21 protein-coding genes are annotated in these 21,431 nt (G+C 62.1%); 11 read left to right on the top strand and 10 right to left on the bottom strand.

Annotation, left to right across the window (positions count from 1 at the left end; all coding sequences use genetic code 11):
• Positions 1-68: 68 nt before the first annotated feature.
• A complete protein-coding gene (locus tag NCS28_RS19975; RefSeq protein ID WP_250515482.1) occupies positions 69-1,325 on the bottom strand; it encodes a porin in 1,257 nt (418 codons plus the stop codon).
• Here NCS28_RS19975 and NCS28_RS19970 point away from each other — a divergent pair.
• From NCS28_RS19970 to NCS28_RS19950, 5 genes are read left to right on the top strand one after another with little or no spacing between them, the layout of a single operon-like run.
• Positions 1,324-1,980, top strand: a complete 657-nt coding sequence (locus NCS28_RS19970; protein WP_250515481.1) for a GntR family transcriptional regulator — start codon at positions 1,324-1,326, stop codon at positions 1,978-1,980. The two genes, NCS28_RS19975 and NCS28_RS19970, sit on opposite strands and share 2 nt — an antisense overlap.
• A 28-nt stretch (positions 1,981-2,008) precedes the next feature.
• Positions 2,009-3,196, top strand: a complete 1,188-nt coding sequence (locus NCS28_RS19965; RefSeq protein WP_250515480.1) for a mandelate racemase/muconate lactonizing enzyme family protein — start codon at positions 2,009-2,011, stop codon at positions 3,194-3,196.
• A gap of 19 nt (positions 3,197-3,215) precedes the next feature.
• Complete coding sequence (locus NCS28_RS19960; RefSeq protein ID WP_250515479.1) at positions 3,216-3,935, top strand: ribonuclease activity regulator RraA; 720 nt, start codon at positions 3,216-3,218, stop codon at positions 3,933-3,935.
• On the top strand, positions 3,928-4,740 hold the full coding sequence (locus NCS28_RS19955; protein WP_250515478.1) for an NAD-dependent epimerase/dehydratase family protein: 813 nt from the start codon (positions 3,928-3,930) through the stop codon (positions 4,738-4,740). The genes NCS28_RS19960 and NCS28_RS19955 overlap by 8 nt, the downstream gene beginning before the upstream one ends.
• On the top strand, positions 4,721-5,659 hold the full coding sequence (locus NCS28_RS19950) for an SMP-30/gluconolactonase/LRE family protein (RefSeq protein WP_250515477.1): 939 nt from the start codon (positions 4,721-4,723) through the stop codon (positions 5,657-5,659). Before NCS28_RS19955 ends, NCS28_RS19950 begins: the two co-directional genes overlap by 20 nt.
• Positions 5,660-5,889: 230 nt before the next feature.
• Here NCS28_RS19950 and NCS28_RS19945 read toward each other — a convergent pair whose 3' ends face one another.
• From NCS28_RS19945 to NCS28_RS19930, 4 genes are all read right to left on the bottom strand, one after another.
• Positions 5,890-6,228, bottom strand: coding sequence for an autotransporter outer membrane beta-barrel domain-containing protein (locus NCS28_RS19945; RefSeq protein WP_250515551.1), 339 nt, complete (start codon positions 6,226-6,228; stop codon positions 5,890-5,892).
• A 181-nt stretch (positions 6,229-6,409) separates the two neighbouring features.
• Positions 6,410-8,116, bottom strand: coding sequence for a M48 family metalloprotease (locus NCS28_RS19940; RefSeq protein ID WP_250515476.1), 1,707 nt, complete (start codon positions 8,114-8,116; stop codon positions 6,410-6,412).
• Positions 8,116-8,463 (bottom strand): hypothetical protein, encoded by a 348-nt coding sequence (locus NCS28_RS19935; protein ID WP_250515475.1) that lies wholly within the window; start codon positions 8,461-8,463, stop codon positions 8,116-8,118. Before NCS28_RS19935 ends, NCS28_RS19940 begins: the two co-directional genes overlap by 1 nt.
• A 38-nt stretch (positions 8,464-8,501) precedes the next feature.
• On the bottom strand, positions 8,502-10,130 hold the full coding sequence (locus NCS28_RS19930; RefSeq protein WP_250515474.1) for a CHASE2 domain-containing protein: 1,629 nt from the start codon (positions 10,128-10,130) through the stop codon (positions 8,502-8,504).
• A gap of 445 nt (positions 10,131-10,575) precedes the next feature.
• Between NCS28_RS19930 and NCS28_RS19925 the strand changes: the two genes are divergently transcribed.
• On the top strand, positions 10,576-11,526 hold the full coding sequence (locus tag NCS28_RS19925) for a helix-turn-helix domain-containing protein (RefSeq protein ID WP_250515473.1): 951 nt from the start codon (positions 10,576-10,578) through the stop codon (positions 11,524-11,526).
• A 4-nt stretch (positions 11,527-11,530) separates the two neighbouring features.
• Here the strand turns inward: NCS28_RS19925 and NCS28_RS19920 are convergent, their stop codons facing one another.
• The 5 genes from NCS28_RS19920 to NCS28_RS19900 are packed head-to-tail and all read right to left on the bottom strand — an operon-like array spanning position 11,531 to position 15,061.
• Positions 11,531-12,028 (bottom strand): DoxX family protein, encoded by a 498-nt coding sequence (locus NCS28_RS19920; RefSeq protein ID WP_250515472.1) that lies wholly within the window; start codon positions 12,026-12,028, stop codon positions 11,531-11,533.
• Positions 12,025-12,792 (bottom strand): HvfC/BufC N-terminal domain-containing protein, encoded by a 768-nt coding sequence (locus NCS28_RS19915; protein WP_250515471.1) that lies wholly within the window; start codon positions 12,790-12,792, stop codon positions 12,025-12,027. Before NCS28_RS19915 ends, NCS28_RS19920 begins: the two co-directional genes overlap by 4 nt.
• 7 nt (positions 12,793-12,799) lie before the next feature.
• Complete coding sequence (locus NCS28_RS19910) at positions 12,800-13,777, bottom strand: hypothetical protein (protein WP_250515470.1); 978 nt, start codon at positions 13,775-13,777, stop codon at positions 12,800-12,802.
• A 31-nt stretch (positions 13,778-13,808) separates the two neighbouring features.
• A complete protein-coding gene (gene bufB, locus NCS28_RS19905) occupies positions 13,809-14,696 on the bottom strand; it encodes an MNIO family bufferin maturase (RefSeq protein WP_502801219.1) in 888 nt (295 codons plus the stop codon).
• 32 nt (positions 14,697-14,728) lie between these two features.
• On the bottom strand, positions 14,729-15,061 hold the full coding sequence (locus NCS28_RS19900; protein ID WP_250515469.1) for a BufA1 family periplasmic bufferin-type metallophore: 333 nt from the start codon (positions 15,059-15,061) through the stop codon (positions 14,729-14,731).
• A gap of 352 nt (positions 15,062-15,413) precedes the next feature.
• Between NCS28_RS19900 and NCS28_RS19895 the strand changes: the two genes are divergently transcribed.
• The 5 genes from NCS28_RS19895 to NCS28_RS19875 all read left to right on the top strand — a co-directional run bounded on the left by NCS28_RS19895 (position 15,414) and on the right by NCS28_RS19875 (position 21,257).
• Positions 15,414-15,698, top strand: coding sequence for a YtcA family lipoprotein (locus tag NCS28_RS19895; protein WP_250515468.1), 285 nt, complete (start codon positions 15,414-15,416; stop codon positions 15,696-15,698).
• Between the two features lie 19 nt (positions 15,699-15,717).
• Complete coding sequence (gene mdtN / locus NCS28_RS19890) at positions 15,718-16,770, top strand: multidrug transporter subunit MdtN (RefSeq protein WP_250515467.1); 1,053 nt, start codon at positions 15,718-15,720, stop codon at positions 16,768-16,770.
• A gap of 9 nt (positions 16,771-16,779) precedes the next feature.
• Positions 16,780-18,789 carry an FUSC family protein gene (locus NCS28_RS19885; RefSeq protein WP_250515466.1) on the top strand — a complete coding sequence of 670 codons (2,010 nt, stop codon included), beginning with the start codon at positions 16,780-16,782 and terminating at the stop codon, positions 18,787-18,789.
• Positions 18,786-20,246 carry an MdtP family multidrug efflux transporter outer membrane subunit gene (locus NCS28_RS19880; RefSeq protein ID WP_250515465.1) on the top strand — a complete coding sequence of 487 codons (1,461 nt, stop codon included), beginning with the start codon at positions 18,786-18,788 and terminating at the stop codon, positions 20,244-20,246. Before NCS28_RS19885 ends, NCS28_RS19880 begins: the two co-directional genes overlap by 4 nt.
• Before the next feature lie 126 nt (positions 20,247-20,372).
• Positions 20,373-21,257, top strand: coding sequence for a LysR family transcriptional regulator (locus NCS28_RS19875; RefSeq protein ID WP_250515464.1), 885 nt, complete (start codon positions 20,373-20,375; stop codon positions 21,255-21,257).
• The last annotated feature ends 174 nt before the right edge of the window (positions 21,258-21,431 follow it).

The following is a 21,431-nucleotide window of genomic DNA, read 5'->3' as shown; positions in this document are numbered from 1 at the left end:
GCACCGGTCGAACATCGCCTGCAAGACTTGCACGGCCGCTGTGCAGAAAGTCTCCTGTGCATCTGCCCTCAGAACCTGTGCCGTAGCCCCACCGTGCCTTGAACCATCGAGGAGCGGCCATAGAAGGGGGTGGAGAAGTTGGGCTGGCTCGCCAGCGTGATCCACGCGCCGCTCAGTTTCGAAAAATCGGCTGCAACATACACGTCCGTTCTCTTGCTCAGGAGATAGTCGAGCAAAGGTGACACGGTGAATCGATTTCCACTTTTTCCAGCGTGATGGAGACGGTCGTAGAAGGTGATTCCGACAAACTGTATTGAAGGCGTGATGGAGTAACGAATGCCGGCGTCGTAGACGTTGTTGCGGTAGTCAGCTGTATCGAGCTGGCTGTTGATGTATGCGAAAAAGAGCTTGGCGGGTCCGATGACATACGATGCACCAAGCGACCATGTGCGCTGTTGACTATTTGGAGTCGTCAATCGAAAGTAGGTGCTCGTGACGTCGTTGAATACCTGATACACGCCTCCAGCTGAGAACGCACCGTGGGTGTAGGTAAGCGCCGCACCTTTACTCGAACTTGTGTTGAGGCTGCCCGCGACATTGCCGAATGTGTATTGAAGGCCGAGACTCCAGTCCTGTACCGGAAGCGTGTAGCGGATCGTGTTATCCGTGCGGTTGCCCCCTACGTAGCTTCCCTGGTATCCCTGGATCGGCGCATTTGCAATAGCCATAGCGTCGTAGCTGGCTATGACATCGTGGGCTAGATCGAACTGGCGCCCGACATCCACTGTGCCGAAGCGACTCTCCATCCCGACCGTGGACCGGCGGCCGAACTCCAAGCCTTGGGTCATAGCCCCGGTACCTGGCAGGAACCCGTTCTCCAAGGTGAACGTGACCTTCACTCCGCCACCAATATCTTCCTTGCCGGTGAGACCCCAGCGGCTGCCGGTCAGGATGCCGTCGGTGAACTGCACCTTCCGGTTGCCCGCCGCGTTTTGATTGGTCGAATAGCGGATGGTGCTGTCGATCAAGCCGTACAGCGTGACGCTCGATTGTGCTTTAACGACGAGTGGCGCGGCGAGGGCCAATCCGGCCGTCGCGATGGTGGCAATGCTCTTGCGACTCCCCAACTTCATTCGTGTCTCCTGAATAGACGTCTTCGACTTTGATTTTTGGGCCGTTGAGTTGCCTGGAGTGGCCGCTTCGAACCGGCGAATCCGCTTGCGGTCGACCCGATGGGCACTGATCGAGCCTGCCGCGTGTTCTATGGATTTTATAAAATCCATGATATAGTAAGAGTACTCCATCCACTTTGGCAAGCCCTCCATGGAACCGTTGAATACTCCGACCTATGTGCGACTGCGTGAGCAGATTCGAGAAGACATTGCGGAGGGCGTCTGGGCGCTAGGCTCTCACGTCACCCTGGCGCAGATGGTCAAGCGTTACGAAGTCAGCGCGAACCCAGTTCGGGAGGCGCTGCTCCAGTTGCAGGGGGAGGGCATCATCGACATGCAGATGCATCGAGGGGCGGTCATTCCGCGCGTGGATGCGTCTTACATCGCCAATATCTACGATCTGCGTGGGGCAATCGAACAAATGCTTGCGGCAAGAGTGGCGACGATCGCCACGCCGGCCGATGTCGATGCGATTGAAGAGGCGCGGGCCCGACACGAAGCTGCCGCACGCGCGCACGACATCCGTGAGGCGGTGCTCGCCAACCGCGAGTTTCACCGCGCGTTCAACAGAGTGGCCGCGAATCAACCCGCACTCGACGTATTGTCGTCGCGCTCAAGTTTGGTGGACGCGCTTCGACGGTCGATCGGATACGGAGAACGGCGCCTCGACATGGTCGTCTCGCAGCACAAGAAACTTGTCGCAGCGGTGCGTAAGGGCGATGCGGTAGCGGCGTCAAAGGCAGCGCTAGAGCATGCCGAGTCCGCCCGGACAGACCTTTTGAAACGGCTCGCTGACGTCAACAAGTAATTGAATGTGACTTTTCTTAGGGTGCGCGATGGAAATCAAGCAGATACGAAGTTGTCTGATGCAGGCGGCAGGTCCGTCATACACGGCGTGGACCGGCACCGGGCAAAGCGCGTTGAGTACCGGTAGGAATTGGCTGTTTATTGAAATCGAGACAAGCTCGGGGCTCCTGGGCGTTGGGGAGGCGTCCGGATGGCCGAAGGTGGTGGCGACAGGCGTCTCCGACATTGCCTATCTTCTAGAGGGCGAGCCGGTTTTCGAGACAGAGCGAATCCAGCAGAAGCTACGCGTAGCGTTGATGGGTCACGGCCAGACTGGAGTCGTTTCAGGAGGTGTGCTCGCGGCGATCGACATGGCACTTTGGGACATTAAGGGAAAAGCGCTGGGGTGCCCGGTTGTCGACCTCATTGGCGGGTCCGTCAGGAAGTCGGTACCGTACTACGTACATGTCAAAGACTCCGAGACTGCCCTCGCTGCCGTCGGGCGTGGCGTGCGTACCCTCAAGGTCGGTGGCACGCAATCGGTGGTCGAACGCGCTTGGGCCGTGCGCGAGGCGGTCGGACCGGATGTTGACCTTATTGTCGACCTGCACGGGCCCGCATGGCTGAATGGGGCCGACGCGTTGGCCGTGGGTCGCGCGTTGGAACCACTCGGCCTTCTCTTCCTTGAAGAGCCAGTCGCACCGGACGATCGCGGCGGGTGGAAGCGCGTACGTGATGGGCTTGCACTTCCTTTGGCCAGTGGAGAACGCCTGGGCACGCTTGCGGAGTTCGAACGGCTTATGTCCGACGGCTTCATCGATGTGGTGCAACCGGATACCGGTCGATGTGGCGGTATCACGCAACTGAAGAAAATCGCAGCCATTGCAGAAGCCCGTTCTATCTTGGTCGCGCCACACTCGGGCTCGCTTGGTCCGGTTGCGGAATTCGCCGCGCTCCACTTTATGAGTTCGATTCCTAACGGGTTGATCATGGAGCGGCTCGAACCGGATTGGGAGGGGAAAGCCCGTGCGGCTACGCCGATGCTGCAAGCAAGCGAGGGCGCACTCTTAACGCCGCGCGCGCCAGGACTTGGTGTGTCGCTGGATCACGCTTTTGTCGAGGCACATCCCAGCGTGCGTAACGCCGCACTTCCGAGCGGCGGATGGAATCCCGGTACCGAAGATCAAACCCCTTACATGCAAGCGCGTACACATCGTGCGCGGCTTACTTCACGGTAAAACTTATCACGGAAATTTCATGGACGAGACAACGCGAAAACTTCTCAACAAAGTTTCGACTGCTACGCTTACGACGGTACTTTTCAAGCGCGGATTCAGAAACGTTTTTCTTCAAGGCTTGTCTGCACTCAACCCGGACGCCGTTCGAGTCGTGGGACCTGCTTACACCCTTCGTTACATTCCGGCCCGCGAGGATCTGGACCCGCTTGATGCCTTCGAGAATCCCGAGCATCAACAACGCAAGGCAATCGAAGAGTGTCCTGCCGGCTCTGTCATGGTCATTGACAGCCGGGGCGACGCGAGCGCGGCGTCGGCCGGGAATCTTCTCGTCACGCGCTTGTTGACCCGGGGGTGCGCAGGCATCGTCACCGACGGCGGGTTTCGGGACAGCCCGGAAATCGCACGACTCCCCATCGCGGCTTATCACCTTCGTCCCTCAGCGCCGACCAATCTGATCCGTCATCATGCAGTGGATCGGCAACTTCCTATTGCTTGCGGCGGGGTCTCCGTCTACCCGGGCGATATCATCGTGGCCGATGGTGAGGGGGTCGTTTGCATTCCACAGCATCTCGCGGAGGACGTCGCGCGGGAGGCGATGATCCAGACGATGTACGAGGATTGGGTGGACATCAAGGTGCGCGCAGGCACACCGCTTCCTGGCCTCTATCCGCTGCTAGATGAAGATTTGCGGAACGAATACCGAGCTTGGGCGCTGGAGGCGTCGCCACGTTATGCCTGATTCCAATCCTTCTTTGATCAAAACGGTGGTGCTGACCGGCGCGGCGGGCAGGCTGGCGCAGTTTATCCGACCGATGCTGGCAAGTTGCGCGGCGGAAGTTCGCTTATGCGACAAGGTCGACACCGAGCCGCTGTTTCCAAACGAACGCTCCTTCAGTTGTTCGCTGGAGGACTCGGACTCGGTGAGCGAGTTGCTTCAGGACGCGACCGCGATTGTGCACTTCGCAGGCTACCCGCGGGAGGGGGACTGGGACGTCATCCTCGCTAGCAACATTGTCCCGGTGGCGACGCTCTGGGAAGAGGCAAGGCGGGCGCGCGTCGGTCGCATTGTCTACGCAAGTTCGAATCATGCAGTCGGATTGTATCCGCGATCGACGGTGTTGAACGGCACCGAGACGCCGAAAGCTGATTCGCGGTATGGCATCTCGAAAGTATTCATGGAAACGGTCGCCCAGTACTACAGCGACAAACATTGCATCAGTGGTTTCGGTATTCGCATAGGCCATTGCGCCGAAAAGCCCACCGATGCACGCATGCTTTCCCATTGGATTAGCCCGCGCGATCTTGCACACATGGTGCATCTTGGCTTGACGGCTAGTTACCAATCGGAGTTGGTCTTCGGCGTATCGAGGAATTCTCGAAGCTGGTGGAACAACGATCGCGCCGCAGAGTTGGGCTACTGTCCAAAAGACTCATCGGACGACTTCTACGACGAGGTGGCGTCGAAAACCACCGCCGACCCCATCGCTGAGTACTTCCAGGGCGGATCATTCGCTTCTTTCCAGTATGAAAACTCCATACCATGAGTCGGTCACACCGATCAAACGAGAGCTGATCGAATGTGATAAGGATTTTGCGTTCTATCAGTACCGCGTCGATAACTCGGTGGGCGAGTGCCCGACCTGGGACCATCCGACTCAGACGTTGCTGTGGATCGATGTCCGGGGCGCGGAATTGCTCTTGCTGGACAAGCAGGGGATGCGCCTGACGAAGTGGCTGATGCCGAAAATCATTGGCGCTGCGTGCCGCACTGAATCCGGCGAGATTCTCCTTGCGCTCAAAGACGAGGTGCGGGTGTTCGATACGCGACTAAGTGTATCTCGCTACATCGCAGCTCCGGAGCCCGATCGCAAGGGGAATAGACTCAACGAGGGGAGGGTTTCGCCGTGTGGTAACTGGTTTCTTTTTGGCTCCATGGATGATTCAGGCGCGAGAGCACGTACGGGCGCGATTTATGCAATGGATCGAAACGGTGGGATCAATCGTATTCACGACGGCTTGTTCATCGCAAACGGGTTTTCGTTCACCCCAGACGGACACGGTTTCAAATTTTCCGACAGTTTTCTCGGTGTTGCCTTTCAGTCGAAGTGGGATCCGCTTACAGGGACAATCTCCGAGATACGGGAGTGGTTTCGCAGCGGAGAGGAACAGGGACGCCCTGACGGGGCGATGATCGATCTTTCTGGCAATTACTGGTCTGCCGGTGTATCCGCGGGAAGGATTAATGTATTTGATGGGCGCGGTGTCCTTATCAAGAAAATTGCGATGCCGTGTCACGCGCCTACGATGGTCTGTGGCGCAAGGACCGGAACCCTGTTTGTGACTTCCCTTGTGCGCGCGGAGTGGCCTAAAAACTTTATAAATCGACATGATGGCCAGCTCATCGAACTCGAGGCGCATAAAGGGGTTGCAGTCGATTACCCGCCTAGATTCAACCTATCTTAATCGGCGTAAATAGACACGACTAAGTGATGTTCACTTCGATGGGGCAAGCCGGCACAGTCGCGTACCGCTTTCGCAAAGGCACGCATGCAAAGACCGCATCGGAGTCCGTGCTCGAACATGTCAATCGCGGCTGCGCGCCGCCGGGCGGGCCGTCCGTCTGTTTGCAATGTCGAGCACTGGATCCCGTACAGCGGCGTGCGCCGCTCTGAGTTCGCTGAAGGTTTCCATGATCAGAACCGGTAGAGGAAGCGAGCCTTGACGCCATGGCTTTGGTTACCCCCGCCGACCTGTCCGCTATACCCGACGCCGACCTTGGCATTTTTCCCGATGATTGCGTCGATGTTTGCCTCGACGACGGCTGCGTCGCGTGCGATCGGGACGCCCGTGACGATGTAAGGCGCACCACCTGCGAACACCATTGTTTGCGCGGGTACGAGCGTCCCGTACGCATGACGCCAGCCGAGCGTGCCCATGGTGGTCAACATAGTTGGGCCGATCGCGAAGTCCGATGCGCCGCGCAAGCCCAGCGTCGAGAACGCCGTGTTGCTGCTGCTGGACTGACCAGACAGCGCCCCGGCGCCTCCGCTTTCACGGAACGCATCGGTGTGCAGGTGGCGCTTACCTGATCAGTACGGCGCGCGGCAAACTGGCCGGCTATGGCGGCGACGTCTGATGTTCGCCTAAAGCCGTGCGCACGACGAAGGGCACGTGCGTGTCGGAGTGCCCTTCGACAAACCTCCGCGAGGCGGATCACTTCGGCAGAATGCTCTTCGCCCAGTCGACGACCTTGCTGCGCGCCTTGTCGAACTCGTTACCGCTATCTGCCTTGGCTTGCTGCGTCGGCGCCTTTGCTGCGGCGACACATGCGGTCTTCATCTCGGGATACGTGAGGCTGCATGTCTGCGCAAGTTCGTTCGCGTGCTGCACGTTGCCGCGCTCGCGATAGTAGGCAACCACGGAGGGCCACGCGGCCGGCGCCCTGTCGAAGTAATCGAACTGCTGCATCAGAAACGACTCGCCCTGGCGCGGGTCGTTCGCTGCGATGTGACGCGCCAGATTCGCCTGGATCAGCCACGACGGATCGCGCGAATTCCGGTTGCGCCGCAGTGCCTGCGTTTGCGCATCCGGCGATCCGCTGTGCGCGAGCGCCATCAGGTTCGTGAGCAGGAACAGCGGATAGGCATCGTTCGCGGTGACACCGGACGCCGCCCGCTGCGCCTGATCCAGCGCCTGCCCGTACTGGCCCGCCGCCTGCAGGCTCACCACGTCCGTCGTCGATGCGTAGTGCGCCAGGACCGTCGGTGTTGCGCCGCGCTTCTTCGCGGCTTCCCACGGTTCCTTGCGTGGATCGGGACGCTTGTCGCCCATCACCGGGCGCACCAGCTTCGTCAGGCTTTCCTCCCGCGCGGCGGGATCGCCATGGTCGTCGTGAAGGGCGTCCATCTGTTCATCGATCTGGTTTTCGATCATCTGCTGCAGATCGAAGGCGCTCTGCGTGAGGCCGACCTCCGTGTCCGAGCGTATCGACGTATAGGAAGAGACGGCATCGCTGAGCGCCGACAGACTACTCAACTGATTCAGGCGCGCCGCGTTCGAGCCGGCGATCGATACAGGCACGACAGGCTGCGAGTGCGCTTTCGTCGCGGCATCCTTGCTTGCCTTCGCGCGCGCCACCTGCGCCTGCTGTTCGCGCAGTTTCTGGCGCCGTTCCTTCGCCTGCTGATCGTAGGTGATGACGCGCTCGAAGAATGCCTTGAATCCATCGATGTACGAATAGTTGCAGCGCAGGCTGATGGTGGCCCCGAAGCGATCGGCCTGCTCCTCGATGCTGCGCTGCCACGCTGGAAACATCACGCGCGTACCGAGCGTATCGACTACGCCGACGTTGTCGATACCGGTCCACGAGTTGGCCGTCGGCGGTTTGTTCGCGACGGACCACGCCAGCGAAACGACCTCGACGGACCGCTGGCCGGCCGAGCGCACGTCGAAGATCGCATGATGGTTCAGATAGATATGCCCGAACTCGTGAGACAGGATCGCGAAGATCTCGTCTTCGGTTTCGGCGGACTGCAACCACCCGACCGACATGAAGATGTGGCCGGCGGGATCCGAATTCGCGTTGAGCGCCGTATCCGCGATGATGTGAACGGAGCCCGGATAGCCGGGTGTGCCCGCGGTCTTCTTGATGGTGGCGAGCAGGCCGTTGAGATAGGCTTCCATTTCGGGCATGGGCACGAGGCCGTAGCCGTCGGCGCGCGCCTTGTTGAGCTCGATCTTCGGGTCGGGCCAGCTTCGCTGCGGCGGCGGGGGCAGCACGCCGACGCCGTCCATATCGCCCGCGTTCCGGTTGGTCCCGGTAATGCTGCCGAGATCGACGGGCAGTTTGACGTCCGCGCATGCACCGAGCAGGAGGCCCGCGCAGGCCGTGCAGAAGCAGCGCCGGTTCATGGTGTTCATTATTTGCACCTGTTGGTGGCGGCGCCGAGTTGGCCAGCGGCGTGGACCGATGCGCCAGCCGTGCACGTCGCGCGGTTCGCGCGTTGCATCTTGACGTCCATGCCATCGACCCAATATTGTTTGCCTCGCACATTGACGGGATAGAAGCCATTTTTCGCGGCGCCTTCCACTTGCAACGGCATGCTGTCCGGCGGCGCGCTGACAGCACCGTCCTTCAATTCGGGCGTCTCATAGAGCTTCAGCGGCGTTCCGGCTTTTATCGGCTCGACGGTGGCCGCCGATTCCGCGGTATAAGCGACGCCGGGCGACAATGTCGACAGCGCAAGCCCGGCGGCGACGGCGAGCATGGTGAACATCGACCTGGTAGCACGGTTGTTCATGTTGCTTACTCCTTGACGTCGAAGACCCAGTTAGCGAGATCACTACCCCAATCGAACCATTCGACCGCCATCGCACATGCGACGAGGTGCGATACGGCCAGATACGGCACATGCACCAGTGCTTGGCCAAGCACGAGCAGGCAGGTCGCGAGAATGATGAGCGCCAGGCCACTCAGGGCAAAAATTAGAAACCTGACAGCGGCGTCCAGATACTTTCTCCGTCGCCACGTTCTATGCAACTTATGCGGTTTGGGTCCGGGGCGCGAGCGTCTCCATTCCCTGTATTTGTCTCTCGCCAATTCCTTTAGCGCGCGAACCAGCGCCACGGGAACCAGCCCGATGACGCAGAGCGCGGCGAAGCGGGGCCAGTGTTCGTCGAATGGAGAACCAGGCGCCTCCCAATTCTCCTGATAGTGGCCATTCGACGTGAGCAGATTGTCCAGCGCCATCGCATGCAGGAAGACGCCCGGGATGCGATCGTGCAGCGGCGAAACCACGATGTCGTTCGAATAGCGCAGCGACGTTCCGATCATCACCACCTTGTTGTCGAAGGCCTCTCTGTATTCACCGGGCGTCATGTTGGAAAGCTGGTTCGCGTGAATCGTGCGATGGAATACACATAGGGGCCGACTCAGGCTGCGCATGATGGATCGCGCCTCCGCGCGAGCGAAGAGGACGCGGTCGTGTTCATCGGACGTGCAGTACATGCTTCGGTACGTGGCTTCGGAGTCGGCGCTCAACCAAGTGTCCTCGCGAGATTTCTTCTCCTCGTCTTCCTCGGCTTTCCAAAGCAGGCCAGATTCCGCGGTGTCGAGTCCCCAGGTCAGCACCATCGTTGAGGAGGGGGGCTTCTCGGGCGTGTAAGGCGTGGGCTCGGGTAAGCCGTAGGCATCCTCATAGATCGCCAGCGCGGCGCTGCGCCGCTTTGGCGGAAGTGACGCGGCCGATGCACGCCCGTTCGTGGACGCCTGCCTGATCTCCAGATGCTCCGCTTGCGATGGCGCTTGCGTCGGCCGATCGAGAAAAAGCGGGTAGGTCCACGTGATGCGATCGACTTCGTTGGGCGAATACTCGATCCCTGCCTTGGTGGCACCGGAAAAATGCTCGAGATCCTTGTTGATGCTGAGATCATTGTGCTCGCCCAGACGGGCCGCCAGAAATACGACGGGCGGTCCATCGCGCGACTTGCGGTGAGCCAGACTGGAGGCGTTGATCGCGTCGAGCGCAGTCTCGAACTCCGCGAGTCGTTCTTTCTCTTGCTCGTGCTCGAAGACGATGTCGAAGAAGACGGCTCTCGGGTGGTACGAGCGTGCCGGCGCCATGTCAGCGGGGGTGTCGATGAGCCTGAGCAGGTCCGCGTAGAAATCGAAGGGCGGTGGCCATGAGTACCCTTTAACGGAAAGCGCTTCGTCGTCGATCAGGAGCACGGTGATGTCGTCGCGATACTCCATCGGATAAAAGTAACCCACAAGCGGCGCGGCAAGCTTCGCGATTTTCTGCGCGCCGAGTTCCTCCGTAAAGCGGCTCGGCAGGATCAGCGCCGCCAGGCAGCCGATGGCGATCGTGAACAACAGGCGCCAGCCAAACATGCGCCAGTCGAACGGTTTTTCCTTATTTTGGTTGCTCGCTGCCATCGCCGCATCTTTAGTTTTCCGAATGGATACAGGTTGAGTGTAGGAAATAGGAAGTACGAAGCGAAATGCTTTTTCGAATGTCTTCCCATCTTTCGCAACGCGGCATGTATTGCTTACCGATTCAAAACCAGGCTTTACGCTGATGATTACGGCGTCGTCAGGTTATATGCCCGTGCAATCGGGCGCGGGCGCTTCGGGCGTAAATCAGCTTTCCGACGCCTTGCACGTATGTTTTCTTCCCGAAAGCAGACTCGACTGCCATGCGCGCGGTCGCGCTGACCGAGCTATGCGGGATCACCTGCCATGTGCTCACGTCGCTCTGGTGCGATGCCTTATGGCGAGTGTCTATGACAATGGAAGGTATCCGCGCGACACCATCATTTTGTCCCCCCTGCGCAGTATGAGACGATATCCGCCTCGAACCCGACCCCCCAGCGAGGCAATCATGACGACGCCAGCGCGGATCGAACAAGGCGGCGCACCGAAACTCGTCTCCATCGACGAAATCGTCGATATCCTCTCGCACCGTCCCACCGCATCCACACGTGCGCGCGGATGGAGCGGCGTCACGGTGGACCTTTACCGGCCGCTCAAGGACTGCTCCGAACGTTACCCGGCGCTCGATCATCATCTGATCTGCTATTGCCCGTCCGGCCACGCGCGCCTGATTCAAGGACGCGATGGCGCGATTCACGAAGGCATCATCTCGACAGGCGTTTCGCTGCTGATGCCCGCGGGCTGCGACTCGACGTGGGAAGGCGACGCGGCCGCATCCGCGCGCCTGCGCATCCCGACTTCGCTCATCGCCTCCGCGGCCGACGAGATCGGACACCGAAGCACCGCGCAGGTCGAGGTCCGCAACGTCTTCGAGACGCGCGATGCGGTCATCGCGAGCGTCGCGCAGATTCTTCTCGGCGAACTCGAACGCAAGCCGCATCCCGCGCAAGCGCTCATCGTCGATCATGCGTCGTGCGTCCTCGCGGCGCATCTGCTGCGCAGCTACAACGCGTTCGAACCCGTACAGATCCACGAACCGCCTTCGCTCGGGAAGGCGGAACTCGCGCGGCTCATCGGGTATATCGAGGACAACCTCGATCGAACGATCGGGCTGGCGGAGCTCGCCGCCATCGCCAATGTGAGCCGGTTTCATTTTGCCCGGCTATTCAAGCGCGCCACCGGCACGACGGCGATCGGCTTCGTCGAGCAATGCCGCGTGCGTCGCGCGCAGGCGCTCATCGCGGAGACCGGCATTCCGCTCGCCGAGATCGCGCTGATGACCGGCTTCGCGGATCAAAGCCACTTCACGCGGCGTTTCCATCGGCATGTGGGCTGCACGCCGGCGACTTACGCGCGCGAGCACGGCCGGCGGCGCGCGCGCGGTCAGGGAAGCGAATAGCCGATCAGGCGAGGCCGCGCGGCGCGTCTTTCCGGCGTTGCAGCGCGATCAACCGGTCGAGCGAGAGACCGCCGGGACCGAGTGCGAGAATCGCAACCGCGAGACTCAGCCAGTAAATATGGAAGTTCGCCCAGCCGTCCGGAAAGACAAGCTGGATCACGCCCGTCATCAACAACAGTGCGAGCGCGGCGAGACGCGTGCCGAGGCCGGCGATGAGCAAAACCGGCAGCACGATCTCCGCGACGCCGACGACGAAGGCAAGCACGTCAGGCGCCGGCAGCGCGATGACCGCGCCGAGAACATGCAGCTTGAACTGATTCTCGAAAAGATAGACGGTGCCCGCCGACAGCGACAGAAACCCGTCCCAGCGCGTCAATCCCGAGCGCAAGAAAGGGAGCGCGAGCGCAATGCGAAGCAAAGGCGGCGCAACGATCCGCGCGAGCGACGCGATCCCGTTCAGCAGCCGCGCGTAACGATCGACGTCCGGTTCGCCGCCGCTCATTGCTTCACCCATCCGATGATCGCGCCGCCGTTCATCAGCATTGAAAGCGTCTGCGAAAGGTCGAAGCGCGCATCGGTCGATCGCGCGGATTCGAATGCATCGGCGAGCGTATTGCCCGCCGCCAGCGCCTCGATGAACGCGGCCGCGCCTCGCGGCAGCACGCGCACCTCGACATGCGCCAGCGGCCGCGCGACATAGGCATCTTCGCTCCGTGCATGAATATCGATGAATCCGGGCGCGCCTTCATCGATATTCGTTTGCCAGATCGCGACGAGCGGGAACGCGGATCGCACGACGCGAACGGACGGATGCAGCGCGAGGCGCATCGAGGGCAACTGCGCGGCGTCGATGCCTCGAAACGCGTCGGCTTCGAGCGGCGTCGCATCGGATGCGTGGTACGCCTCGACCCACGCGCGCTCCAGCCGGGCTACATCGCGCAGATAGGGCAGCGACATCGCCGGTTCGAACGTGCCGATGAAATCCGCGAACGCCGCGCCGTAGTCGAGCATGACGGGCGTTTGCGGCAGCGTGAGCGCTACGTAAATCCGCGCCATCCCCGCGAAAAATTCCTCGCCGACGATGCGCCGCGTGACCGGATAGGCGGCCGAGAGCGCATCGCAGAGACCGGCGACGACGTTGTTCCGATACACCGCGAAGCGCCGCTCGCTCATCGCGCCATCGGGGCCGATCAAACCCGCGGGAACCGGACGGTCAGGGTCGACAATCGCGGCGGCAAATGCGTCGAGGGAAGAGTCGTATGGCATGAATCGCTCACTGTCGACGAGGGCGTTGCAGCACATTGAGCCAAAGGCGATGCAGACTTTCGACGCCGCCGGCAGTCGAACTCCAGAGCGTTGCATCGCCGACGAGCAGCGTGCCCGCGAAGGCATCGGCGCGTGACTGGAGCAACGCGTCGAACGTGCTTCGCTCGCGTGCGAACGGATGCGGCGGGGCGCCGGGATCGATCTGCTGGCGAGCGAGCACGTCGAGTTTGTCGACCGCGCGTTCCAGACGCTCGAAGTGGGGCAGATGCGCATGTGCGTTGAACGTGCCGACGCCATGCAGCAGCCCGAGCCGGTCCACGTCCCGCACCGCTTCGATCGCGGAAGGCGAACCGTCGGCCTCTAACGCGGGCCGCAGCCCGAAGCGATTCTGCACGGGCATGCCGAGACCCTGCAGAAGCGACTTCGCATAGCCGCCGAAGCGCTGCTGCGGCGGAATCGTCTTGTCGCCGTGATGAATGAATTGTTCGAGCTGGCGCGCCGGGCGTTCGTCGGGCAGCGCGTCCGAGACTTCGCCGATGTCGTGATGCGGGCAAACGAACGCGAGATGATCCGGCACGGAGAGAAACGTGCGAAGGGCTTGTGTTTCGGCGTCGCTCGCATGTTGCCCGGTTCGCAGCGAGTCGAAGCTGATGACGATCAGCGTATCGACATCGTCGAGAACGCCCGAGTCGAGCGTCGTCGCGCGGCCGTCATCGCCGATTCGTTCGATCGCCTTCGCCGGCTCGCCGGTCTGTGTTTGAGCGAGCTCCAAAAACGCGGCGAAGTTGCGCTTCATGATGTGATCGAGAAAGCCCGCGATGCTCTGATCGAAGCGAGCCTGATCGGACAACTCCCCGAAGCGCGGATACGCCATCCGGCGGCTCTCGAACAACGTCGGAAACCGGTTCTCGATGACGCCGAGCGGCGCACCGGTTTCGCCGGGCCGGCTCCAGGCATAGTAGAAAAGCAGCTTGCGTCGCGCCATGTGTATTCTCCTTCGCGTTTCGGCGAGCGCGTCAGGCGGCCGTCAAGTTGAGCGATTCGGACGCGAGCGCCGACATGATCGTATCCGCGCGCTCGGCCTGCGCCTTCAGCGTCGGCCAGGCGGGCACGCGCGCATCCCATTCGATCAGCGTCGGCAGCGGGCCGGTTCGCGCGATCGCATGAGCGAACAGCGTCCAGACTGTCTCGTCGATCGCGCGGTCGTGAGTATCGATCAGAAGCGGCCGGTCTCTTTCATCCGCCTCGCGCGCGTGACCGGCCAGATGGATTTGCCGGACGGCTTCGAGCGGAAAGGCGTCGATATACGCGAACGGATCTTCCATTCCGTTCACCGACGAAACGAAGACATTATTGATGTCGAGCAACAGGCCGCAGCCCGTGCGCCGCACGATTTCAGCGATGAACTCGGTCTCCGCATACGTGCTCTCGGCGAAGGCGAGATACGTCGACGGATTTTCGAGCAGCATGCGCACACCCAGCGTGTCCTGAATCTCGTCGATGTGAGCGCACACGCGTTGCAGTGTCCGCGTGGTATAGGGCACGGGCAGGAGATCGTTGAAGAATCCCGCGTCATGACTTGACCACGCGAGATGTTCGGAAAACAGCGCGGGCGCATAGCGCGCGATGAGCGTCTCGAGCCGCCGCAGATGCGCGCGATCGAGCGGCCGGTCACTTCCGATCGACAGGCCCACGCCGTGAAGCGACAACGGATAGCGCTCGCGCACCGCCGACAGATAGCGATGCGGCGGGCCGCCCGCGCCCATGTAGTTCTCCGCGTGAATCTCGAAGAAGCCGACATCGGGCGAGGTTTCGATGACCTCGCGGTAATGCTCGGCCTTCAGACCGACGCCGCCACGGCAAGGCAGCTTACCGAAGTGGACGAAGAGGGACGGCTCTGGCAAGGGAAGCCTCCGTGATGGCGTCGACTGTGACCTCAAGCCTTGGGCGACAGGCTGCCCGGACCTTTGGGCGTCGACATGGCCGTGCATGTGCCTTTGGGCACGAGCTTGAAAGCATTGCCCTGATAGTCGGTCGTGCTGGTGCCGGCGCACGTCGTGCCCGCGCCGGCGTAGCAGTCGTTCTGTCCTTTCAGCGCGGTTCCGAAGCACGGTTCGACCTTGCCGGATTTGACGAGCGCCGTGTGTTCCGCCTGAATCTTCTTCTGCGCGTCGGTGAAGTCCTCTGCGCTGACCGATGCCGCTGAAAGCGCACCGAGCGCCGCTGCGAAAGCGCTGACCACGAGAACAGAGGATGTGCGATGGGACATACGGAATCTCCGGGCTGTTGAAGTATGGAAATGATGACGATCGAGACAGCGGATGGCCGAACGCATCTGCATCTGAAATGCGTCCGGCTCTCTTGGTGCCGTCGAGAAGAAAATTAGCCGATGCGCCAAAAGCGGGATTGAACGATATTGCTGCGCTTGTCACAGGATTGCTGTGCCGGCACGCGCGGCCTAGAGGAAATTCCCTAGCGACGCGAAATTTTGCACGCTTGAAAACGCAACGGATTCCATATAGTTTCATGGCGCTGCGTCACAGGCGGTCGGCTGGAAATCGTGAATAACACTGAAAGCCACGGCATCGATTTCATCCATCGGCAGATCATGGAGCACGCTCATGCCACGCATCAAACGCGATACTCGAAAGCATGCGATCGGCGTGGGCGCGCTCGTCGCCGCGCCGCTGTCGGCATGTTCGAACGCGCCGTCGATCAATGTGCTCGGCGCGTACTTTCCGGACTGGCTTTTCTGCATCGTCGCGAGCGTGGTGCTCGTTATCGTCGTGCATGCGGTGCTCGTGCGGCTGAAGATCGGCGAGGCGCTGGGGCCTGCCGCCGTGATCTATCCGACGCTCGTCTCGTTCTTCGCGCTTGCGCTGTGGCTGCTGGTTTTCCAATCCTGATTTCCTTCGGCAACATGCGATGACCACGACCGACAGCAAGACATCGAAGAAGAAATGGCCGGCTCTCGTGCTGGTCGTGGTGACGCTCCTGTTGCTGCTCTACGTGATCAGACTGCTGGATCGCACGCCGCGAACGGACGATGCCTACGTCTACGCGGACACGATCGATGTCGTGCCCGAAGTCAGCGGACGGATCATCGAACTGGCCGTTCGCGACAATCAGGCCGTGAAGCAGGGCGATCTGCTGTTTCGCATCGATCCGCGTCCGTATCAGGATGCGCTCGCGCGAGCACGCGCATCGCTCGTTGCACTCGACCGGCAGATCGAACTCACCCAGCGCACCGTCGATGCACAGCAGTACAACGCGCAGTCGGTGCGCGCGGCGGTGGAGCGTGCGCGCGCCGCGGCAGCACAAGCCTCCGACACGTTGCGGCGCATGGAGCCGCTGCAATCGCCGGGTTACGTGTCGGCGGAGGACATCGAACGGGCGCGCACGGCGCAAAGATCGACGCAGGCCGAACTCAGCGCCGCGCGACTCCAGGCGCAACAGGCCGCGGCCGCCGTCAGCGGTGTCGATGCGCTAGTCGCGCAACGCGCGGTCATCATGGCGGAGATATCGACCGCGGAACTGAATCTCGAATACGCGACCGTGCGCGCGCCGTTTGACGGCCGTGTGGTGTCGTTGAAGACATCGACGGGACAGTTCGCCTCCGCGCTCAAGACGGTCTTCACGCTGATCGACACGCGTCACTGGTATGTGGTCGCGAATTTTCGGGAGACGGAACTCAGGGGCGTGCGGCCGGGAACGCCTGCCACCGTCTATCTGTTGAGCGATGCCGGTCGGAAGTTCGAAGGCGCCGTCGATTCCGTCAGCTTCGGCGTCGCGCCCGATGAAGGCGGGCTGGCGTTGCCCGGCGGCCTGCCGCGTATACAGCGCACGCTCAATTGGGTGCATGTGTCACAGCGTTTTCCGGTGAAGATTCGTGTCGATCATCCGGATGACGAACTATTTCGCATCGGGACATCGGCGGTGGCTTCGTTGCGTGCGGGTCGCGGCAACGACCGACATTGAGGAGCGAGCGTGCCCATCGCCGACTATTTTCCCGACGTTCTGCGCGATGCGCTCGCGCAGTTTCCAGGCCGGCTCAACGTCATGCTGCGGTGCCTTCTGACGAGCGCGATCGTGATCGTCGTTTCGCTCACCCTCGAAGTTCCGTCGCTGGCGCTTTCGCTGCTGGTCGTGTTCTATGTGACGCAGTCGAACGTGGTGATCACGCGGCTCGTCGGCATCATGTTCATCGTCGGCTCGACGCTCGCCATCGGGCTGTCTATCTTGCTGCTGAAGTTCACGTTCGACTTTCCGCTGCTGCGCATCGTCGCGGCGAGCGTGCTGTTCTTCTGCAGCGTGTATCTGATACGCGTGCTGCGGATCGGCGTGGTGTTTTTCATCGTCGCGATCGTCGTGATCTATGTGCAGAGCTTCGTCGATCAGACCGATCAGGCCGATGTGCTGATTCGCGCGGTGCTGTGGGTGTGGGTCGCCGTCAACTATCCGATCGCGCTGACCTTGCTCGCGAACACCTTGTTGCTTCCCGCCGAACCGCGCGTGCAACTCGAGGCGGAGATCCACCGGCAATTGATGTCGGTCGTCGCGCGGCTTACGCCACTCATCGAAGGCGGCATCGCTGCGCCGCTGTCGTTCGCGGATGCGCAGCAGGGTGCGCTCACGCTGCAACGCCTGCTGCGATTCACGACGATGCGCGATGCGCGCTATCGCGAGCAGCAGACGTTGCGGCTCGCAGGCATCGCAACGGTGTCGCGCCTCTTGCACGGTGCAAGCCGTCTGCCGCTTGTTTTGCCTGCGCCGTCGGCGGCGCAACTGTCTGCTTTGGAAGCGTTGCGCGCCAACTGCCTTGCGCTGAACGCTGCGCTGCTTGCAGACGTGCCGTACCGCTACGTCGTCGCGACAGCACATATCGAAACCGACGCGCTCGCACCAACACTCGACATGCAACGGGCGTTGCACGCTTACGCCGATTTCTCTTCAGCCGACGCAAAGGCCGACACGCCACCCGCCGCCGAACCGATGCTCGCGCCCGACGCGTGGACCAATCCCACATACGCGCGTTTCGCGCTGAAGACGCTGCTCGCCGTTTTGCCCTGCTACATCTTCTACAACGCGGTCGACTGGCAAGGCATCCACACCATCATGCTCACGTGCGTGATCGTCGCGCTGCCGAGCCTCGGCGCGTCGACGCAACGCGCGTTGCTGCGCGTGGCCGGGGCGCTCGGCGGAAGCGCGCTGGCCTTGTTCATGGTGGTCTTCGTCGTGCCGCATCTCGACGACATCGTCGGGCTATTGTTGATGACCATGCCGGTGCTCGCGCTGGGCGCGTGGATCGGGGCCGGGTCGGAGCGCATAAGCTACGCGGGAATCCAGCTCGTCTTCACGTTTTCGCTGGCGCTGCTCGAACAGTTCGGCCCGACCACGAACCTGACCGAGATCCGCGATCGTCTCGTCGGGATTCTGCTCGGCGTGGGCGTCGCCACCTTCGTGCAGATGTCTTTCTGGCGCGAAGGCGAGGGCGATGCGCTGCGGCGGAAACTCGCGTCGCTGTTGCGCGCCGTGGCTGCGTCGTTCGATACTCCTCCACCATCCGCCGATGACGCCGCCGCATCCGCGCAATGGCGCGCGTGGACGATGCTGGCCGATTGCGAGGCGACGCTTTCGCGCGTCGCGCTCGAACCCAACTGGCAGGAAGGCGAGCCCGCGCAACTGACAATGCGCGCGCAGACCGTGCTCGCGCAAATCCGCGAAATCATGCTCGCGGCGAACGCGCTCGACGATGCGTTGGCAGTGCGCGGCGGGAACGCCCTGCATACGGCGGATGCGCTCCGAACGTGGGCCGGCGCGGCGCTCGCACGTTACGCCGACGATCTCGCCGCCAATCCGCCGGTCGCCGTCGCACCGAGGCGCGCCGCGATGGAGAGCGGCAGGGCGCTCGATCTTGAACGGCAGATCGAGGGCTTGCCGGATTGGTTCGTCGAGCCATCGGACGCGGCGTGCGCAACGCAGGCGGCGCGGGCATGAACACGATCCGCCGATCAGCCATGGCGCTGGCGTCGTGCATCATCGTGAGCGGCTGCGCGCTGATTCACGAAGACAGCCCGCCCGCGAGCGCAATCGCGCCCGAGCAGATCGATCTCGCCGACGACATCCATCTCGCGCGCGACGGCTGGCCCGCCGCGCGCTGGTGGACGCGCTACCACGACGCACAGCTCGACGCGCTCATCGACCAAGCTTTGCGCGACGCCCCCACGATGACCATCGCGCGAACCCGCGTGGCGCAGGCGAAATCGGACGTGGCGCTCGTCGCCGCGGGTTCGAACCTGCAGGCGGTGGCATTCGGCGTGCTGGACCGCGAGCATGTTTCCGCGAACGGCTTCATCGGCCCTTTCGCAATGAACGAGCCGGCGCTCGGATTCACGGGGCCCTGGTACACCGAGGGACTCGTCGGCGTGGGCGCGAGTCTCGATATCGACATCTGGGGCAAGCAGCGTGCGCAGACCGCCGCGTCGCTCGGGGTGAACAACGCCCGGCTCGCCGAAGCGTCGGCGATGGAACTCGAACTGTCGACCGACGTCGCCCAGCTTTATTACGGCATTCAGACGAACTATCGGCTGCTCGATCTGCTGAACCAGATGCAGCAAGTGGCGGACTTCGCGGTGCAGGCGCATGATGCGCGCGCGATGCGGGGGCTCGAAGCGCGCACGCTCGTCGAAGATGCCCGCGCACGGCAACTGTCCGTCAGACGGCAGATCGTATCGGCACAGGATCAGATCAGGCAGTTTCGCGAATCGATGCGCGCGTTGACCGGCGCCGGACCGCAAGGACTGCCGCCGATCGAACCCGTCGCGCTGCCGCAGGCCCAACCTGCGCTGCCGGCGCCGCTATCCTACGAATTGCTCGCGCGACGCCCCGACCTCCAGGCGTTGCGCTGGTACGTGCAGGCATCGTTCGATCGTATCGATGCGGCGAAGGCGGCTTTCTATCCGAGCTTCGACATCAAGGCGTTCTTCGGCTACAACGCGCTGCATCTGTCGGACCTGTTCACGCACGCGAGCCAGCAAATCAATCTGATTCCCGGCCTGTATCTGCCGATCTTCGACGGCGGCCGGCTGAACGCGAACCTGTCCGGCACGCGCGCGGGCAGCAATCTCCTGATCGAACAGTACAACCAGGCCGTGCTCGACGCGGTGCGCGACGTCGCGCAGACGGGAAGCCGGTTGCAGGCGCTGGACGAACAGATTCAGTTGCAGCAGCGACGGATCGAATCGATCGCGTTCACGAGAGACAGCGCCGAAGCGCACTATCGGCGCGGTCTCACGAGCCGGCTGACGGCGCTCGACGCCCGCCAGCCCGTCATTTCGGAGCAGGTCGTGCTGCTCACGCTCAACGGCCGGATGCTGGGTCAGGAAATCGCGCTCATCAAGGCGCTTGGCGGCGGTTATCGTGCCGATGCGCCGGTCGAACTGAAGCCGCGCTGACGCGAGCGCCCATCACCCGGTAAGCAATCCCGCCGCTCTCCCTTGCACAAAGAAAAAAGTCTTTGTAGGCTGGCCGTCATGCCTCGAAAGCATGACCCGTGACCGCAGCAAAACAGGGGAGGAAGGATGGAGCTACGCCATCTGCGCTATTTCGTGGCCGTCGCGGAAACGGGCAGCCTGACGGTTGCCGCCGAGCAGCGGCTCTTCACGTCGCAGCCATCGCTCAGCCGGCAAATCCGCGATCTCGAAGACGAAGTGCGCGCGGAACTCTTCAGCCGGAGTGCGCGCGGCGTCGAGCTGACGGCGTCCGGCAAGGCGTTTCTCGACCACGCACGGCTCGCGCTCGCCCAGGTCGATGCGGCCGTCGAGGCGGCGCGCCGCGCTGCGACGCCCGCCAAACAGGTCTTCGCGCTCGGTTTTCTGACGGGCCAGGAAATGACGTGGCTGCCGCGCGCGATGCGCGTGTTGCAGGACGAGTTGCCGAACATCGACGTGACCGTATCGAGCGGCTATTCGCCCGATCTCGCCGACGCCGTGGCGCGCGGCAAGCTCGACCTTGCGTTCGTGCGCACGGAGCCGGGGCTCGACCTCGACTATCACGTCGTCCATCGCGAGAAGCTGATCGTGTTGATGCCGAGCGATCACAGGCTGACCGCGAAACAGGCGATCAGTCCGTCGGACTTGCGGGGCGAGACGTTCGTCATGGCTTCAAATAAGGCGCGCGTCCTGCACGATGTGGTCGCGAGATATCTGCGGGAGAACGGCATCGATCCGAAGCCGGAGCATGGCGTCGACAACCTCGCGATGGCCATGTCGCTCGTCGCTTCGACGCGCGGGGTGTCGCTCATGCCCGAGTACGCGAACAACTTGCTGCCGTGGTCGGTCGTGAGCCGGCCGCTGGAAGGCGAAGCGCCGACCGTCGATCTCGCGCTCGGTTACAGCCGTGCGAACGCGTCGCCCGTGCTGAAAATGTTTCTGTCCAGAGCGGATGAACTGACGGCTGCCGGTTGAGGCGGCTAGCGTGAAAAAATGTGGTGCGAAGCGCCGTTTATAAGAATAATTTTCCTGGCTGCCTATAAACTGTGGCAGTTTGGCATCTCGGGCATGCGCCGCTTAGCCTGATCGGCACAACAGAGATTTCTTTTTCGGTGACGACCGCGCCGGAAAGGCGATAATGGTTCATCG

The sequence above is a fragment of the Caballeronia sp. INDeC2 genome (genome assembly GCF_023631325.1).
Lineage (GTDB): Bacteria > Pseudomonadota > Gammaproteobacteria > Burkholderiales > Burkholderiaceae > Caballeronia.
Note: the sequence above shows the minus strand (reverse complement) of the source record. Positions and strands in the feature narration are given on the sequence as shown.